General features: G+C 70.6%; 18 protein-coding genes, 1 tRNA gene and 1 pseudogene. 4 read left to right on the top strand and 16 right to left on the bottom strand.

Going from position 1 to position 16427, the window contains the following annotated elements; translation table 11 throughout:
- Positions 1 to 116 precede the first annotated feature (116 nt).
- Complete coding sequence (locus NBZ85_RS02070; RefSeq protein WP_261554013.1) at positions 117 to 968, bottom strand: DUF72 domain-containing protein; 852 nt, start codon at positions 966 to 968, stop codon at positions 117 to 119.
- 405 nt (positions 969 to 1373) lie between these two features.
- On the opposite strand from NBZ85_RS02070, the gene NBZ85_RS32495 reads away from it, so the two are divergent.
- Positions 1374 to 1547: a hypothetical protein gene (locus tag NBZ85_RS32495; protein ID WP_308204937.1), complete on the top strand. Its 174-nt coding sequence runs from the start codon at positions 1374 to 1376 to the stop codon at positions 1545 to 1547.
- Positions 1548 to 1562: 15 nt separating this feature from the next.
- Here NBZ85_RS32495 and NBZ85_RS02060 read toward each other — a convergent pair.
- Positions 1563 to 1721: pseudogene (locus tag NBZ85_RS02060) on the bottom strand (DUF1348 family protein); the annotation flags it as partial.
- A gap of 21 nt (positions 1722 to 1742) precedes the next feature.
- Positions 1743 to 2111 carry a hypothetical protein gene (locus NBZ85_RS02055; protein WP_261554015.1) on the bottom strand — a complete coding sequence of 123 codons (369 nt, stop codon included), beginning with the start codon at positions 2109 to 2111 and terminating at the stop codon, positions 1743 to 1745.
- A gap of 300 nt (positions 2112 to 2411) precedes the next feature.
- Here NBZ85_RS02055 and NBZ85_RS02050 point away from each other — a divergent pair, with 300 nt between their 5' ends.
- Together NBZ85_RS02050 and NBZ85_RS02045 are read left to right on the top strand one after the other, a co-directional pair.
- Complete coding sequence (locus tag NBZ85_RS02050; RefSeq protein WP_261554016.1) at positions 2412 to 3488, top strand: magnesium transporter CorA family protein; 1077 nt, start codon at positions 2412 to 2414, stop codon at positions 3486 to 3488.
- A 69-nt stretch (positions 3489 to 3557) separates the two neighbouring features.
- Positions 3558 to 4301, top strand: coding sequence for a DUF72 domain-containing protein (locus NBZ85_RS02045; protein ID WP_498041226.1), 744 nt, complete (start codon positions 3558 to 3560; stop codon positions 4299 to 4301).
- A gap of 235 nt (positions 4302 to 4536) precedes the next feature.
- Here the strand turns inward: NBZ85_RS02045 and NBZ85_RS02040 are convergent, their stop codons facing one another.
- The 8 genes from NBZ85_RS02040 to NBZ85_RS02005 all read right to left on the bottom strand — a co-directional run bounded on the left by NBZ85_RS02040 (position 4537) and on the right by NBZ85_RS02005 (position 10531).
- Positions 4537 to 4953 (bottom strand): hypothetical protein, encoded by a 417-nt coding sequence (locus NBZ85_RS02040; RefSeq protein ID WP_261554018.1) that lies wholly within the window; start codon positions 4951 to 4953, stop codon positions 4537 to 4539.
- A 267-nt stretch (positions 4954 to 5220) separates the two neighbouring features.
- Positions 5221 to 6042, bottom strand: a complete 822-nt coding sequence (locus NBZ85_RS02035; protein ID WP_261554019.1) for a hypothetical protein — start codon at positions 6040 to 6042, stop codon at positions 5221 to 5223.
- 162 nt (positions 6043 to 6204) lie between these two features.
- On the bottom strand, positions 6205 to 6879 hold the full coding sequence (locus NBZ85_RS02030) for a hypothetical protein (RefSeq protein WP_261554020.1): 675 nt from the start codon (positions 6877 to 6879) through the stop codon (positions 6205 to 6207).
- Positions 6879 to 7796, bottom strand: a complete 918-nt coding sequence (locus NBZ85_RS02025; protein WP_261554021.1) for a hypothetical protein — start codon at positions 7794 to 7796, stop codon at positions 6879 to 6881. Before NBZ85_RS02025 ends, NBZ85_RS02030 begins: the two co-directional genes overlap by 1 nt.
- Positions 7793 to 8683 (bottom strand): ATP-binding cassette domain-containing protein, encoded by an 891-nt coding sequence (locus NBZ85_RS02020; RefSeq protein ID WP_261554022.1) that lies wholly within the window; start codon positions 8681 to 8683, stop codon positions 7793 to 7795. The genes NBZ85_RS02025 and NBZ85_RS02020 overlap by 4 nt, the downstream gene beginning before the upstream one ends.
- Complete coding sequence (locus NBZ85_RS02015) at positions 8680 to 9504, bottom strand: cupin domain-containing protein (protein WP_261554023.1); 825 nt, start codon at positions 9502 to 9504, stop codon at positions 8680 to 8682. Before NBZ85_RS02015 ends, NBZ85_RS02020 begins: the two co-directional genes overlap by 4 nt.
- Positions 9504 to 10073 (bottom strand): RNA polymerase sigma factor, encoded by a 570-nt coding sequence (locus NBZ85_RS02010; protein ID WP_261554024.1) that lies wholly within the window; start codon positions 10071 to 10073, stop codon positions 9504 to 9506. Before NBZ85_RS02010 ends, NBZ85_RS02015 begins: the two co-directional genes overlap by 1 nt.
- Before the next feature lie 385 nt (positions 10074 to 10458).
- Positions 10459 to 10531, bottom strand: a tRNA-Lys gene (locus NBZ85_RS02005).
- 216 nt (positions 10532 to 10747) lie between these two features.
- Here NBZ85_RS02005 and NBZ85_RS02000 point away from each other — a divergent pair.
- Positions 10748 to 11596 (top strand): alpha/beta hydrolase, encoded by an 849-nt coding sequence (locus NBZ85_RS02000; RefSeq protein ID WP_261554025.1) that lies wholly within the window; start codon positions 10748 to 10750, stop codon positions 11594 to 11596.
- Positions 11597 to 11653: 57 nt separating this feature from the next.
- On the opposite strand, the gene NBZ85_RS01995 is transcribed toward NBZ85_RS02000, so the two are convergent.
- The 5 genes from NBZ85_RS01995 to NBZ85_RS01975 form a co-directional block, all read right to left on the bottom strand.
- Positions 11654 to 12934 (bottom strand): cytochrome P450, encoded by a 1281-nt coding sequence (locus NBZ85_RS01995; protein ID WP_261554026.1) that lies wholly within the window; start codon positions 12932 to 12934, stop codon positions 11654 to 11656.
- A complete protein-coding gene (locus NBZ85_RS01990) occupies positions 12931 to 13557 on the bottom strand; it encodes a GTP-binding protein (RefSeq protein ID WP_261561430.1) in 627 nt (208 codons plus the stop codon). The genes NBZ85_RS01995 and NBZ85_RS01990 overlap by 4 nt, the downstream gene beginning before the upstream one ends.
- A complete protein-coding gene (locus NBZ85_RS01985) occupies positions 13538 to 13897 on the bottom strand; it encodes a DUF742 domain-containing protein (protein WP_261554028.1) in 360 nt (119 codons plus the stop codon). Before NBZ85_RS01985 ends, NBZ85_RS01990 begins: the two co-directional genes overlap by 20 nt.
- Positions 13894 to 14313 (bottom strand): roadblock/LC7 domain-containing protein, encoded by a 420-nt coding sequence (locus NBZ85_RS01980; RefSeq protein WP_261554029.1) that lies wholly within the window; start codon positions 14311 to 14313, stop codon positions 13894 to 13896. The genes NBZ85_RS01985 and NBZ85_RS01980 overlap by 4 nt, the downstream gene beginning before the upstream one ends.
- A 28-nt stretch (positions 14314 to 14341) precedes the next feature.
- Positions 14342 to 16427, bottom strand: a 2086-nt coding sequence (locus tag NBZ85_RS01975; protein ID WP_261561429.1) for an ATP-binding protein, incomplete at its 5' end; no start/stop codon positions are given.

Below are 16427 nucleotides of genomic sequence, written 5' to 3'. Positions count from 1 at the left end.
GCCCCGTCCCCGGGAAAATGGATATCGAAGGCCATTGGCAGTGGTCCGGCCTCGGTATTTCACGGTTGGGTAACAAAGGTTCGTTGTACAGCCCGGGTCGGTGTTGATGCCCCGCGTCAGAAGAGGGTCGGTGGCTCGGCCGGCATCGGCTGCGGCAGGGGCTCCAGCTCGGGGAGGCGTGCCCGCACGTCGTCGTGGAAGCGGCGGGCGAGTTCCGGCGCGTCGGCGTTGTCCGGTGTGTGGATGAAGACGGTGGGGGAGCGGCCCTCGTGCAGCCACCCGACGGTGATGTCGATCCAGCGCTGCCAGCCTTCGACCGTCCGCGCACAGGCGTCGCGGCCGAGGTAACGGACGATGGGCCGGTCGGTCAACGCGACCGATCGCAGCGGCACGCGCGGCTTCTTGGCCCAGGCGTCTCGTTCGGCATCGCTGGTCGGCGGGCTCTGGAAGAAGGCGGTGGTGTCGAAGGGAATCCATTCGGCAGCCGCGACGGCGAGTGCCGCTTCAAGCATCCGCACGGCCCGAGGATCGTCGAAGAATGCGGGGTGGCGGACCTCGACGGCGTACCGGTGGGACCCGGGGAGCCGGCCCAGAAAACGGGCCAACGCGGGGACGTCGGCGGGGGCGAAGGCTCCGGGAAGCTGTATCCAGAGGGCATGGGCCCGCGGACCGAGCGGCTCGATCGCCGCCAGGAAGTCGTGCAGGGCCTCGTCGACGCCGGTCAGCCGGCGTTCGTGCGTGATGACCTTCGGCAGCTTGAGTACGAACCGGAAGTCGGAATCGGTCTGCTGCGCCCATGAGGCCACGGTGTCCCGAGCCGGAGTCGCGTAGAACGTCGTGTTCCCTTCGACCGCATTGCACCAGCCCGCATAGTGCCGCAACCGTTCGTGCGCCGGGAGCGGATGCGCGAGGAAACGCCCCTGCCACGACTTGTGCGTCCACATCGCGCATCCCACGTGCAGACGCATGATCCACTCCCTCCGTCGCCGACCACATCCGGGCAGCCGGGCCCGAGTTCGCCCACGAGGTCGCGACCGTCCGGGCTGCACTGTATTCGGAGCGTCGGCCCGCCTTGACCGCCAGCGCGGCCGGTCCACCGGACAGGCGGATCCGTGGGACATCCCGAGCCGGGCAGGTGGCCAGGCTCGGAGGGTGGGGGCGTCCGAGACTTGACAGGACGATCTCCCCACACCATAATCGAATGTATGTTCGATCTCCTCGGAGTCCGGCCACGCCATCGCACCACCCCTGAGGGTCACGTCACGCCGGGCGGCCAGATTCCGTCACAGGTGGCCGCTCGTACCGATTGTCGCCCGCAGTCACCCCAGGCATCGTCCCACCTGCCGCCGAGCGTGGCCCGCGTGGCAGTGCGGATGAGACTGTCCGCAGAGCTGCTTGCCGCCATCCTCGCGGTCGATGGACGCTCCCGGGCCACCCTCGACGACATGGAACGCGCGGACGCCCTCGCGGATGTTGTCCTCGCCCGCCACCGGCAGCGAGTCGACCGGCATCACCCCGAGCCCGCCCGAACCGGTCGTCGCGGCTGACGGGGTTCGCCGGGCTCACCGCGTTCGTCGGAGTACGTGGGCCGAAGAAGCGCGTGGGCCGAAGAAGCGCCGATCCTTTTCGTTGATCACCACATCGTTGATGCTGGCCTCACGGCGACGCATCAGACCCTGCTCGTCGAATTCCCAGAGCTCGTTGCCGTAGCTGCGGGACCAGGTCCCCGCCGATCTGGCCGCTTACCGCGCTTCCCAGGGGGCGCCGTCGCCCATCTTCCTGTAGTACTTGGCCAGGTGGTTCTTGGCCCGAGTGATGTCGGCCGCTGGTAGGTCCACGCCGCCACGCGAGCCCTGCATGACCGCTGCCGCGGCCATCACCCCGCGGGGAACGACCGTCAGCTCTCCGTCGATCACGTCGGCGATGAGCAGTTTGTAGCCGGTGAACTCGTCTTTCTTCTCCTGGTCGTACCAGACGTGTGCCTCGCGGTACTTGCCGTTGGGGGTGTCCTGAGCGTGAGCCCAGCGCCGGACCCGCTTCTCGGCCGCCGCGCCGTTCCACGGGCGCTTGCGGTCGGCCAGCGGAAAATCTTTGAAGGGCGTGACGGACATACAAGCCTCCTCGCGGCCCGTTCCGGATCGCTTCGATCTGGCCATTCCCCGGTTCGTCGTGACTACACCAGCCAGCACGCGGCACCGGTGTACCAGGGCCCGCGGCAGGTCACGGTCGCACAGGTTGCCGGACGCCCGGGGCGAGGCGCCGACGGACGTGCTCGTGCGGATCACGGCCCAGCCACGCGGCGGCGTGGGACCGGCGCTCGTGGCGACCTGGTCCAGCGTCCGCTGAACCGGAATTGTCCCCGACGCCTTGGACTTACCGGTTCGCTTGGCACGGTGGCATGCTGGGGCGCCATGACACAGGCTCCGATCCCCAAGCCCGGACCCGCCGCGGGCGACCCGCGGACGCCCGGTGCCGAAGCTCCCAGCGTCTCGCATGCGATCCCGCCGAGATGCCCGACCCGGACCCGGCTTTACCGGCAGGGGGCGCTGGAGGAGGAAGGTTTCCCCGCCGAGCAGATCAGCGAGAAGCTGGCCGCCGATCACTCGACCGTGGTGTGGCTGGATCTGCACAACCCGACGGAGGAAGATCTACAAATCGTGGTCGACGAATTCGGTCTGCACCCGCTGGCCGTCGAGGACGCCATCCACCCGCACCAGCGGCCGAAGGTCGACCGGTACCGGACGCACTTGTTCGCCAACATGTACGCCGTGTCTGTCAGCCACGACGATGCCACGCTGACAACCGGCGAGATCAGTGTCTTCATCACCGGCCGGGCGCTGATCACCGTCCGAAAAGACGAGTTCGATATCGATGCCCTGATCGCGAGCTGGGACTTCAACACGAATCTGGTGTCGGGCGGCAACGACGTGGCTGTCCTGACCTATGGTCTGCTCGACGCCGTGGTGGACGGCCATCACGCGTCGGTCCAGGAACTCGACGACGCCGTCGAGGATCTGCAGAGTTGTCTGTTCGACGCCCGACCCGGCATCGACATCCGCCGCCGCGCATACGAGCTGGGGGCGCAGCTCGCGCGCCTGCGCCGGGTCGTGGCTCCCATGCAGGACGTCGTCGCCCGCCTGGTGCGCAACGACAGCCGTCTCGTCAACGAGGAGTTGGCGCCGTACTTCCATGACGTCTCCGACCACGCGCTGAGGGCGGCCGAGACTATTGACGCCGCCCGCGATCGGATCAACAGCATTGTCGAGGCACAGCTGAACGAACAGGGCGCCCAGCTCAACGAAATCACCAAGAAACTCGCTGCCTGGGCCGCTATCATAGCCGTGCCGACCGCCGTCACCGGCTTTTACGGTCAGAATGTTCCCTACCCGGGATTTGGGCACCACGCGGGTTTCATTGCCAGCTGCATCGTCATGATCGTTCTGGCTGGAGGAGCCTGGTACATGCTGCGTCGCAACGAATGGCTTTGAGCTCCCGCGAGTCCTCGCTGAGAGTATTTTAGATGCACGGTGGAAATCGACTGAGGAGGCTGAGCGACGATCGCGGTCTACGTCGGCACTTCCGGATGGAGTTACGATCACTGGGAAGGCGTGCTCTACCCGCCGGGGACGCTGGCCGGTAGCCGCCTGGCCCTCTACGCGGCCGAGTACGACACGGTCGAGTTGAACGCCAGTTTTTACCGCTGGCCGAGGGATGCGACGTTCGCTTGTTGGCGCCACCGGTTGCCGCCGGGTTTCGTGATGTCGGTGAAGGCGTCCCGCGGATTGACCCACGCCAAGCGGCTCTACGCACCGGAGGCATGGACGAGTCGGATCGCGGGCGCCTGGCATGAACTGGCCGACCGGCGAGCAGCAGTCCTGGTGCAGCTCGACGGGCGCCAGAGCCGCGACGACGCCCGGTTGGAGTACTTCCTGGCCGGGACGCCGCCGTGGATGCGGGTGGCTGTCGAGTTCCGCCATCCAAGCTGGCACGACGAGGGGGTCTACCGGATCCTCGAACGATACGGCGCGGCCTACTGCGTCGTGAGAGGTGCCGGCCTGCCGTGTGTCCTGCGGGCCACCGCACCGTTCGTGTATGTGCGCCTCCATGGCCCTGACCCCGCGACCCTCTACGCCGGTTCCTACGGCGGCGACGCGCTGCGCTGGTGGGCTGGCCGCATTGCCGAATGGGCCGGCGGTGGCCTGGATGTCTACGCCTACTTCAACAACGACGGCCACGGTTACGCCGTCGACAACTCCCGCCGACTGCGCCGAATCCTCGGCGATCTGCCGGCGTCGCGGTAGGGCGTGGGCTTCGGGGCAGGTTCCGCGCGCGGGAGCGGCAGTGAACGGGGACTCCCAGACGCCCAGGGCCACATAGTGAGTGGTTGCCGAAGCTGGGACGAGGGAGCCTGCGGCGATCAGGTACTGATCCGCGGCGCACGCACCGGGAAAAGAGAACTCGCTGTTCTGGGTCAGGTGGCGACGGTGATCGATCCGGCGCCGGCGCCCGGGGTGAGGGTGCCGATCACCGTCTGTGTCATCCCGCCCCGTCGGCATGGGAGAACAGAGCGGAGATGTTGGCGATGAGCCGGCGGTCCTGTCCTTCGTCGACGACGTCGACATCGACGCCGTACCACCTGCCATCGCGGCTCGGTCGCACGGTCGCCCTGGCGCGGAACGGGCCAACCGAGCCGGGCTTGATGAACTGGATTGTCCAGTGGTTGACCTGGAAGTCGGCGGTGCCCGTCGTGCGTTGCAGGCCCGCCATCGCAGCCGCCTCGGCGATGACGTTGATCGGAGCCTGGTGCAGGGATCGGTTCGGCGCGCCCAACGCGGGCGAGAGCTCGGTGATCACAACGGAACCGTCGACGTCGAGGTGCCCGCCGAAGGCCTCGTGTAGCGGGGGCAACACCATGTCAAGGAAAGAGGGCTTGTGGACCACGTGTACCGGCATCCGAACCAACTGATCTTGGTCCGCGACCCCAAGATCACCGTCCGCCCGGTCGCCACACGTGCCCTCAGCAGGGGCGATGCCCAGTGACCATGCGGGCAGGAACATCATCTGTCGAATCGAACTAATGTTCTGTACACCTGGCAGTCCCGGACACCTCGACCCGTCTGGCCGCGATGATCCGATGGCGGAGCGACGTCATAGTCCTACTCGGGCCGCTGTCCGCACTTGGCGCCGGGGGACCAGTGCAGACGCGGCACCGCGAGCAGCTCAGCGGGCGTCGAGTTCGGTGACGGCCTCGCCTGCGCCGAAGTCGGGTGGCGTGCCGAGTGGGCTGTCGAGGATGTAGTGGCCGGCGGGGATGCGGGCGATGGTGTAGCCGGGTTCGTCGCCGACGGGCTGGCTGACGGTGACAACGTCGGCGACCTGCTGGATGTCGACGCGGCCGTTGGCGACGTCGGCGGCGGTCGCGGTGGCACCGGCTTTGGTCTTGCCGATGATCAGGATGAAGCCCGCGCGGTTCGGGTCCCCGGTGTTGGTGAACCGGATGGCCATCGGGCCAGCAGCGACCGAGGCGGGCACGCCGGTGAGCGCGCCCGCGTTGTTGGTGACGTCGAGTGTCGGGTAGCCGCAGTGGTCGTACATCCAGGCTTCGATGGCGTGGCCGGCCTCGGTCAGGCCGCTGCTGTCGAGGTCGAACCGCTTGCCCTGCTTGGCCCCGTTGACCACGGCGATCAGCTTGTCCGCCTGGCCGGTCAGTTCGGCGGGCAGGTTGGTGCGTAGGGCGGTGGCCGCCGGCTCGATCGTCGTGGCGAACGCGCGTAGCTCGCCGGCGGTGGGGGCGGGGGCGTCCGGGTCGATGCCGGGGATGTCGGTGGCGTTGACGGTGAGTTCGGCCTCGCAAGCTGCCTGCACCGAGCCGGCACCGGCACCGGTCGCACCGGTCGCACCGGTCGCACCGGTCGCGGCCGGCGTGGTGGCCGCCGAGCCGGACGAGTCCGACGAGCAGCCGGCGACGGCGATAAGGGCCGCCGACGCGAGCGCAGCGGCCGTGGCAACCGCACACCGGCTGTGGAGGGATCGCACGATCATGATGTCACTCCCGGGAAGAGATGCCCAGACGGACGGGATAAACAGGGCAAAAAGGGCATGGCAAAGCCGACGGCTGGGCGAGGAAGGGCTACGAACGGAAGAGGAAGGGCTACGAACGGAAAATGGGACGTCAGTACCTCGGCGGCCCGGCTACCGGCCCGGCTACCGGCCCGGCCACACCGACCGGACCAACCGGGCGAGCACCGGCGGGGCGCCCCTTTCCGCCAAGGCCGGGGCGAGAACGACGAGCGACGCCCCGAACACCGTGGTCCAGATGACAGTGCTGCGGGCCCAGTCCTCGCCCGGCCAGACCGGGAACAGGGGCAGCCGACGCGCCGCGGGGCGGATCAGGGCCAGCGCGGCTGAGGTGGGGATGATGATGGACGCGAATGTCCGCCCGGGTTCGGCGCTGCCCGCGGCCCGCCGCCCGACGGTGATGGCGAGCGCCACGGCCGCGGCGGCCGCACCCTGGAGGGCGAACAGCGGCAGGTGCGGCGGCAGACGGTGCCGCTGCGCGAGCAGGCAGGCGATCCAGACGGCCAGCATGAGCGCGGGGACGACCGACCGGGCGAGCGTCCGCCAACGCAGCGACCGAGGCAGCGTGTCCACGATCGCCGCGCAGCGTTCGTCGTTCGCCCAGGCGACGACCCCGGCGAGCAGGCCGAGGGCGGTACCTTCCAGCGGCCACATCACCTGTGGCCACCCGGCAACCAGCGCCATCAGGCCGACGATCATGGCGCAGCCGGTGCCCGCGAGGAGCCAGGGGATGGCACGGGTCGCGTACCACACCAGCGGGCCGGCGGACGCGCTCGGACGGGGACGGCCGGTGAGGTCCATCAGCTCGGCAGTGGATTGGTCAGGACGTCCCCGACGCCGGTGAACATCGCCAGCAGGCAGGTCGCGACGGCGGCGACCAGCAGGGCCAGGCCGGCCACCCGCAGCAGGCGCCCGCGGGCACCCGGGTCGTGCCACAGTGCCCCGACCACAGCCAGCCCGCACAGGCAAGCGAGGTAGCCGACCCACCACTGCGGCGAGCCGGTGAGGATCCGCCAGTGCTCCGGGTTGCCATCGGGCCCGCCCCAGTAGGTGAATGGCATGACGACCCGGACGCGGATCAGCGGGTCGAACAGCCCCTGCATGACGATGACGACGGCGACGAGCAGGACAGCGAGCATCGGCGCGACGCCACGGCGCGGCCACCACCGGCCGATCACGACGCCGAGTAACGGGCCACCCAGGGTGGCCATCGTGCCCTCGCCGAACAGCAGCGCCCACTTCCAACTGGTCGACATGTCGCCGAACGGGTATCCCTCCGGAGCTGGCGGGTGCCGGTGGTAGCCCCATACCGAGACGGCGAACCAGGCGATCCCCACGGCGAACGGCAGCAGGCAGCCCAGCGCCAGTGCGGCGGTCTGGGTACGTTCGGGAACCGGGGCCACGCCCGCCGACTCGCGTAGGACGTGCGCCGAGCGGGTCAACGACGCCATCGCGACGAGGCCGAGGATCCCCAGCGCCGCCGCCGGGACGATCGAGTTGAAGAACGTCGACGTGTCGTGGTCGGGCGGGATCGCGGCGCTGACCGCCGTCAGCACAACCCCGATGAGGAACAACGGGCGGCGGGCATAGCGGCGCAGCTCCAGTCCGGCCAGCCGGCGAAGCGCGGAACCGGCGGCGGCCGACGCGGACGCGGGAGTGGACGCGGAACCGGCGGCGGCCGGAGTGGGAGTAGAAGCGGTAACGTCGGTGGCACTCACGCGGCCACCTCCGCACCCGCGTGCGCGGCCGGGCCCAGCATCAGCAGGTAGGCATCCTCGACGGTCGGCTCAGCGGCGCTCACCGTCGGGTCGGGCGCCGTCGGCGCGACGCCGCCGATCGAGCGGATCCGTCCGGTACCGGTGCGCCAGGTCTGCAGGGCGCCGGGCAGCGGGGCGTCGCCGAGCCAGACCCGCCCGGCCGCCGTCGCCACAAACTCGGCCACTGTCCCGTCGAACCGGATCCGGCCGGCGTCGACGACGATGATCCGCTCGCACAGCGCCGCGACGTCCTCGGTCTGGTGAGTGGCGAGCAGCACGGCCCCGGTCCGACCGTGCTCGGAGAGCAGGGTGCGCAGGGAGGCCCGCTGTTCCGGATCGAGGCCGGCGGTCGGCTCGTCGAGCACCAGCAGGCGTGGGCGGCCGAGGAAGGCCTGGGAGAGCGCGAGCCGGCGGCGCTGGCCGCCGGACAGGGCGCGGATCTTCCTGGTGGCCCGGTCGCCCAGGCCGACGAGGTCGAGCACTCGGCGGACCTCGGTGTGCCGGCGCGCGGTGTCGGTCCACTCCTTGAGGACCGCGATGTAGTCGACGAACGCGAAGCAGGTCAGCCCACGCGGGAACCGGACCTCCTGCGGCACGTACCCGAGCTGGCGGCGCACCTCGGTGCGGTCCACGAGCGACCCGGTCGCGTCATGGCCGAACACGGTGATCCGGCCGCTACTCGGCGCCGTCGCGGTCGTGAGGATGCGGATCAGCGTGGTCTTGCCAGCCCCGTTCGGGCCGAGCAGGCCGGTCAGGCCCGACCGCAGCGTCAGGCTCATCGCGTCCAGCGCCACGGTGTCCCCGTAGCGTTTGGTCACGGCCTCGACCGCGACCAGCGTTTCGTTCATGGGAGGGCTCCCGGGAAGTTGGTTGATCGGATGCGGAGGGACAGCACGGCGGCCGTGACGACCGTCAGGACGAGGTAGCCGAGCTGCGCCGGCGCCGCGACGGTGGTGGCGACGGTGTCGTGGCCGTAGGCGCCGGCCACGACCGCGGCCCAGCCGGCCAGCACCGCCGGGCCGATCACCTCGGCGGACAGCCAGGTCAGGCCGACGAGCGCGGTGAGGGTGAGCCCGAACGCGGGCCCGAGCCAGGTCACCGCCATCCAGCCGATCCCGGGGATGAGGGCGCCCATCGCCACGACCAGCGGGACGGTGGTCACGATGACAGCCAGGGTGCGCAGCAGCGTCAGCCTGGCCTTCGAGTACGGCGTCGTGACGGCAAGCTCCGCGGTCTGGTCGACGGAGACGAACGCGGCGACCACGCCCAGGACCGGGACCAGCGGGGCGACCAGCAGGTAGGCGGCCTTCCCGCGCGGGTCGTCCGGGAACGACGCCCACACGGCGCAGACGAGGACGACGACCGTGGCCAGCGTCCACGGGCCGCGCAGCGAGCGCGACACACTGAGCAGAACGGCATCCTCGTCGTTCAGCCCGCACCGGCGCAGCAGCCGGACCGGCCACGGCAGCACCGGCCGGGCGATCGCCTCCCGCACCCCGGCCCAGATCCGGTCCGACTCGTCCGGGTCGGTGTGCGCCGCCATCGCCGTCTGGCACTGCGTGCAGTGGACCAGGTGTGCCTCTACAGACGCGGCCAGCACTGCGTCGAGGGCGCCAGCACTGTACCGAGCCAGCAGATGCGGGTCGCAGTGCCAGCTCATCGTCGACATCACGACCACCCCGACTGGTAGGAGATCAGATCCTGGCGCAGCTGCGCCTTCGCCTTGCGAACGCGACCCTTCACCGTGCCCTGGGCGAGTCCGAGCAACTGGGCGGCCTCCCGGGTCGTCAGGCCGTCCAGGACGGTGGCCTCGATGACGGCCCGCAGCTGCGGAGACAGCCGACGCAGCGCGGCGGCCAGGTCACCGTGTTCGACCCCGAGCAGCACCAGCTCCTCGGCGCTCGACAGGGTGCGTTCGTCGGCCGCCTCGACCTCGGCTGTCGGCAGGGTCACAGGTGCCGATCGACCGCGCAGCCGGCTCACCAGCCGGCGCACCGCGATGCCCCACAGCCAGGCGGCGACCTCGCCGTCCCCGCGCCAGCGCCGAGCACCCTTCCAGGCCGCCACAAAGGTGTCCTGCAGGACGTCCGCAACAATCTCGGGATCACTGCAGCGGCGCGCCAGCCGGGACCGCAGCCACGGCAGATGGCGGGTGAACAGCACCCGTAACGCGGCTTCGTCGCCGGCGGCCATCGCGCGCACCAACGCCGCGTCCTCGGCGTCGGGGTGACTCCTCATGCCCATACAGTCGCGCGTGGGCCGCCCAGCGGATCAAGATCAATAAAAGATCTCCGGATTCCGCCGCGACGCCGATGGCCTCTGGCGGCGAATCGCCGGCTCCAGGAGCTCCCGGCGGGTCGTGCGGAAGCGGTCGCGGCGAGTCTCATGGGGCCGGACGGTTAACGTGTCCTGGCGGTCAGGGAGCCCTCGACTGGCTCTACGGGCGCCCTACCAGCCACGTTGTTTCCCAACGGAAGCGACTTGCATGATCACAAATTGGTCGTCCAGGTGGGGCTTGAACCAGCCACCGCGACCCTGACCAGTACCGATTCCCCTGTAGGGGTTCAAAGCGATAGATCGTGAATCCCATTTACGCAGGTCGGAAGCATGACCAGAAAATGGGTGGGCCGTCAGGGACTCGAACCCTGAACCCGCCGGTTAAAAGCCGGCTGCTCTGCCAATTGAGCTAACGGCCCCGCGGGGCGATCGTACCTGGGCGGGCGTGGTCCTTGAAACCTCCTGCCGGTCGTGGTGCGGACCGCAGCGTAGCCCGGTATGACGAGGGTCACAGTGCGCCGGTCGGCTGCGTCCATCGATGATGGCGATCTACGGCTGCACCTCGAGTTTCCTTGCGTGGCAGGCAATCGCGCGTCGGGCCGGGGACGACCAGCCCCGAGTGTCGAGGAGCCCACGTGAGTGACGTCAGCCCGGCCGCCCCGTCCGACCAGAGCGCCGCGGGTGCGGGGCGCACGATCGTCTTCATTCACGGGTTGTGGCTGACGTCGGCGAGCTGGCAGCCGTGGATCGACCGGTTCGCCGCGCTGGGGCATACCGGTCTCGCCCCGGAGTGGCCGGGGATGGACCGTGACCTCGACGCCCTGCGGGCGGAGCCGACCGCTGACAACCGGGTCGGCGTGGTCGAGGTGACGGACAGCTATGCGAAGATCGTTGCAGCTCTACCGGAGGCGCCGATCCTCGTCGGGCACTCGTTCGGCGGCCTGATCGTCCAGCTGCTGCTCGACCGTGGCCTCGGTGCGGCCGGGGTGGCGATCTCGCCGGCGCCGGTGAAGGGCGTGCTGCGGCTGCCGATCGCCACCCTGCGCTCGTCGGCGCCGGTGCTGACGAAGCCGGCGACCCGCCATCGGGTGGTGGGGCTGACCGCGGACCAGTGGTTCTACGCGTTCGCGAACACCGTCAGCCGGGGCGAGTCGGACGAGCTGTACGCGCGCCTGCAGGTGCCCACCCCGGGCCGGCCGCTGTGGCAGGCTGCCTTCGCGAACGCCAATCCCAAGGCGCCGAGCAAGGTCGATTTCGGGAAGGCGGACCGGGCGCCGCTGCTGATTCTCGGCAACGACGCCGACCACACCGTCCCAGCGTCGGTGAGCCGGGAGGCGTTCACCCGCCAGCGCAGGTCGGGCGCGATCACGGCCTACCACGAGTTCCCGGGCCGCCCGCACCTGACGGCCAGCGTGCCGGGCTGGGAAGAAGTTGCCGACCTCGCCCTCGGCTGGGCGCTGGCGCCCCGATCCGGCGAGGTCTGAGGGCGGCGAGGTCTGAGGGCGGCAGTCAGCGGCTCGGCAGGTCAGCGGCTCGGTGGGTCAGGACGGCGAGAAGTGCACCGGCAGTGCGGACAGGCCGCGCAGCCACGGTGACGGACGCCAGACCAGCGCGTCGGGGGAGACCTCGAGGTCGGTGTCGGGTAGCCGGTCGAGCAGCACCTCGACGGCGGCCCGCACGATCGTCTCGGCGATCTCCTGAGCGGGATACGGGCAGCGGTGCTCGCCGTGGCCGAACGACATGTGGGCGTGGTTACCGCCGGGGCCCTCGAAGGAGTCCGGCCGCACCTGCGGGTCGCCGTTCGCCGCCGCGCAGCTCAGCACGAGCATGTCGCCGGTCTGGATGTGCTGGCCAGCGAGCTGGGTGCTGCGGATCGCCCAGCGGCCGGACATGTTCTGTAGCGGAGTGTCCTCCCACAGCACCTCGTTGAGCGCCTGCCCGACGCTGCGCCGGCCCCCGGAAAGGGTGACGGCGAAGCGGCTGTCGGTGAGCATCAACCGTAGCGTGTTGCCGATCCAGTCGGTGATCGGCTGCTGGCCGATCCCGACGATCAGCAGCAGGTCCCACGACGCCTCCTCGTCGGTCAGCTTCCCGGGATGGCCGAGCATCGCGGAGGGGATGTCCGCCCGCGGGTGCGTCCGCCGGTCGGCGAGCAGCGCGTTGACGATGGCGACGAAGCGGGAGTGGCCGGCGATCGCCTCCGGGCCGGAGCCGTCCGTCGCCGCGTTCATCGCCGCGAGCAGCTCGGGCAGGCCGGCCTCGGGCACGCCGATCATGCGGCCGATCAGCAGCATCGGCATCGACTGGGCGTACTCGGCGATGAGGTCCGCCTCGCCTCGCCCGGCGAAACCGTCGATCAGCTCGTCGCAGGTCCGTTCGCACAGCGCCCGCAGCTCGAACAGGTCCACGCCGCCGAGCACGTCATTCATGATCGTCGAGCGGCGCTCGAATTCGGCGCCCTCCAGGTGCATCGTGTACGGCTGGTAGCCGACGACGGGGAGCAGCGGCCAGTCCGGCGGGATGCGGTCCCAGGCGTTCCAGCGCCGCGGGTCGCGTCCGAACAGCTCCGGATTGCTCGTCACGTAGTGCAGCTCGCGGTAGCCGAGGACCAGCCAGGCGGGGATGTCGCCGTCGAGCAGGATCGGCGCGACCGGACCGTGGACGCGGCGCATCTCCCGGTACAACTGCGCCGGGTTGTGCTGGAAGCGCGGGCCGTAAAGCCGGAACGCCTCCGGCTGGTCGGGGAAGGCCGGCGCCGGTGCCGCGAGCTCCGTCGCGGCCGGCTCCCAGCCGTCGACGCGGTCGTGGTGGGGATGTGTCACGGCGAGGTCTCCTGGGCGGTGGACAGGGCGTACAGGTGGTTGACCAGCGCGATCAGCACCGACTTGCTCGACGCGCGGTGCCGGGCGTCGCAGTCGACGAGCGGTACGTCGTCGGACAGCGACAGCGCCTCGCGTAGCTGCGGCAGCGTGTGCTCCGGTTCGTCGAAGTTGTTGCGCGCGACGACGAACGGCATCCCGTGGTGCTCCAGCCGGTCGATCGCGTACCAGGAGTCCGCCACCCGACGGGTGTCGACGAGGACGACCGCACCGAGCGTTCCCGCGAACAGCCGATCCCACAGGAACCAGAACCGCTGCTGCCCGGGGGCGCCGAACAGGTAGAGCACCTTCTGCTCGTTGAGGCTGATCCGGCCGAAGTCGAACGCCACGGTGGTCGTGGACTTCTCCCGCACGCCGCCGGTGTCGTCGATGCCGATGCCGGCGCCGGTCATCGTCTCCTCGGTGCTCAGCGGGCGGATCTCGCTCACCGCGCGGACCATCGTCGTCTTGCCGACACCGAACCCGCCGACAATCACGATCTTCAATGCGTCGTTGACCGTGCTCGCCAACGGGGTGCGGGAGCGCGGCGGGGCCTGGCCGGCGACCTCAGAGATTCTTGAGTCCAACGAGCACCTGCTTCAGGATCTCGGGATGGGGCAACGGCGTTCTGCCGACGGAGGCCGAGGGATGGCGCGCCGCGATCCGGCCGGTGTCGAGCAGATCGCAGAGCAGGATCTTCACCACGCTCACCGGCAGCTTCAGCTCGGCGGCGACCTCCACGACGGCGACCGGCGACCGGCACATCCGCAGGATCGCGGCGTGCTCGGACTGCATGCCCGGCGTCGGATCGCTCTCGCTGACGATCAGTGTGACGAGATCGAAGGCGTTCTCGTCGGCGCGGCTGCGCCCGCCGGTGACGGTGTAGAGCCGGTCGGGGTTCTCCCCATCGATGGCCTCCCGGATCACGAGGCCGCGAATCCGGGTGCGGCTGCGCGCGGCGGGGCGCTGAGATAGTCGCCGATCTGCTCGACCAGCTCGTTCATGTTGTGCCCGATGATGCCGGCGTCGGCGTCGTCGGTTGCCACGACGGCGAGGTGCGAGCCCTGGCCGGCCTCGATGATGAACAGCAGCCCCCCGTGGAACTCGGTCATGGACTGCCGCACCCCGCCGCTGCCATCGCCGAACTCCATCGACGCACCATGCGAGAGGCTCTGAATACCGGAGGCGATGGCGGCGAGCTGATCCGCCTGATCCACGCTGAGCCCGGAACTGCGGCAGAGCTTGAGCCCGTCCTTGGAGAGCACCAGGGCATGTCGGGTCCCCGGCGTCCGCTCCAGCAGGTTCTCCAGCAGCCAGTCGAGGTCACGGGTTCTCGTGTTCATGCGTATCTCCGGCCGTGCGTAGGAGCGATCAGGAGTTGCCGTCTCGCCTGATGGGGTGGCCGCCGGCGTTGGTCCCGGCGGAGTCCGTCCTGCCGGCGTCCGTCCCACCTCGGGTCTGGAACCACATGCCCTGGTCCGGGCCGCTGGCGGTGTCCACGCTGATGGGGTCCGGCGGGTCCGGCGGGTCCGGCGAACCCGGCAGCTTGGTCGGCCCCGTGAGTGACGGTGGCAACGGTGGCAGGGGTGGCAGCGGCCGGGAACCCGCGTCGGCCTGGCCGGTTGCGCCGACGGGTGCGTCGGGCCGCTCGCCGCGGGTCGCACGACGGAAGGCGCCGAAACGCGCGCCGGCGTCGGCGGGCGGGGAAGAAGGCGTCGACGCCGGCGGGGTGGGCAACCGACCCGCCGCGTTCGCCATAGTCTCCCCACGACGCCGCTTCGGCAGTGTCTCGCGGGCCGCCGGCGGCGATGCCGCGGCCGGCTCGCCGGGCACGTCGGCGAGTGGAATCGGCCCGGTCGGGTTGTCCGGAACAGGGGTGCTGGGCGCGTCGGATCGGCCGGCGGCGGCATCGCCATCCAGTCCGGGGCGGCCCAGTCCGGGGCGGCCCAGTCCGGGGCGGCTCAGCCCGGGGCGGCCCAGGCCGGGGCGGCTCAGCTCGGTGCCGTTCAGCCGGGTGCCGTCCGGGGCGAGGCGGTCGACGAGCGTGCGGATCGTGCCCCCGACCGGCGCGCCGGCTGCGCCGGCCCGCGCCGCTGTGCCCAGGGCACCCGCGGTCGCCCCGAGGATCTCGCCCATGGGTACCCCGGGCGTGGCGGGGTTCGGCCGTGGTTGGGCGATGAGCCGGCGGGGGATCATCACGATGACACCGGTGCCGCCGCGCGAGGACGGCCGGAACGACACTGTCAGACCGTGCTTGCGGGCGAGCACGCCGACGACGGCCAGGCCCAGGCGGGTACCGGACAGCGTGGTGAGATCCAGCGGCTCCGCCGAGACCGCGGCCTCGGCGCGGCGCAGGGCGGCGGGCCCCATGACCAGGCCGCCATCCTCGATCGTCACCACGATGCCGGCCTGGACCTCCTCCACATACACGTGCACCTCCTCGGAGGGAGGCGAGAAGCTGGTCGCGTTGTCCATCAGCTCGGCGAGGGCGTGCATGACACCCTCCGCGGCATAGCCGGCGACCGCGACCGTGCTCGTCGAATGCAGGCGGACCCGCTGGTAGGCGCTGATCCGGCCGACCGCGCCGCGCAGGATGCTCTCCACCACGATCGGCTTGGTCCACCGACGTCCGGTGCGGGCGCCGGTCAGTACCGCGATGCTGTCCGCCAACCGGCCCGCCTGGGCAGTCGCGTGGTCGAGGCGGAGCAGGTCGCCGAAGACCTCCTCGTCGTGGCGCTGCTCCATCTCGCGCAGGTCCGCGAGCATGCTCGTCGCCAGCGCCTGGACCCGGCCGGCCGCATTCGCGCACGCGGACATCGCCGCGGCCCGCATCCGCTCGCCGCGGCCGATCTCCGTCGCGAGCGTCCACAGGATGCGCCGATGTGTCTCCCGTGCCTCGCGGTCCCCATCGCCGATCCCCGAACCCGCCGCGACGTCCCCGTGCCCGGCGACGCCCGGCTCTCGGACGGTGCCCGTTGCGCCGGTGGTGCCTGCGGGTGCGGCGATGCCCACGTCGGTGGCACCCGCGGTGCGCAGGCCGCCGGCCTCGATCAATCCCCCGGCCTCGATCAATCCCCCGGCCTCGATCAATCCCCCGGCCTCGGCCACATCTGCCAGCGCGGCGTCGGGTGAGGCGCCGTCACGCAGCCGCTTCACCACCGCGGGCAGGATCTGGTCGGCGAGCTGGGCGGCGCGGATGTTCTGCGTCTGGACCTGCATGTGCGCGCCGGCGAGCCGGTCCTCCAGGTCGGCGACCCTGCTGCGCAGCCGCCGCACGGCTCGACCGCGGCCGAGCGCGAGCGCGACGGTGAGCAGCACGACCGCGGTGGCCGCCGCCGCAGACACGATCACCGGCGGCCGGTCCGGGCCGGCGGTCGCGGCGCTCGCCCACGCGCCCACGCCGACGACGGCCAGCACGGCGATCAGCAGGACGAGGGGCCTCTGATCGGTCAGGGCG

Origin of the sequence: Frankia tisae, assembly GCF_025403405.1 — a bacterium.
GTDB classification, from domain to species: domain Bacteria; phylum Actinomycetota; class Actinomycetes; order Frankiales; family Frankiaceae; genus Frankia; species Frankia tisai.
This window is presented reverse-complemented; position numbering and strand designations above follow the sequence as displayed.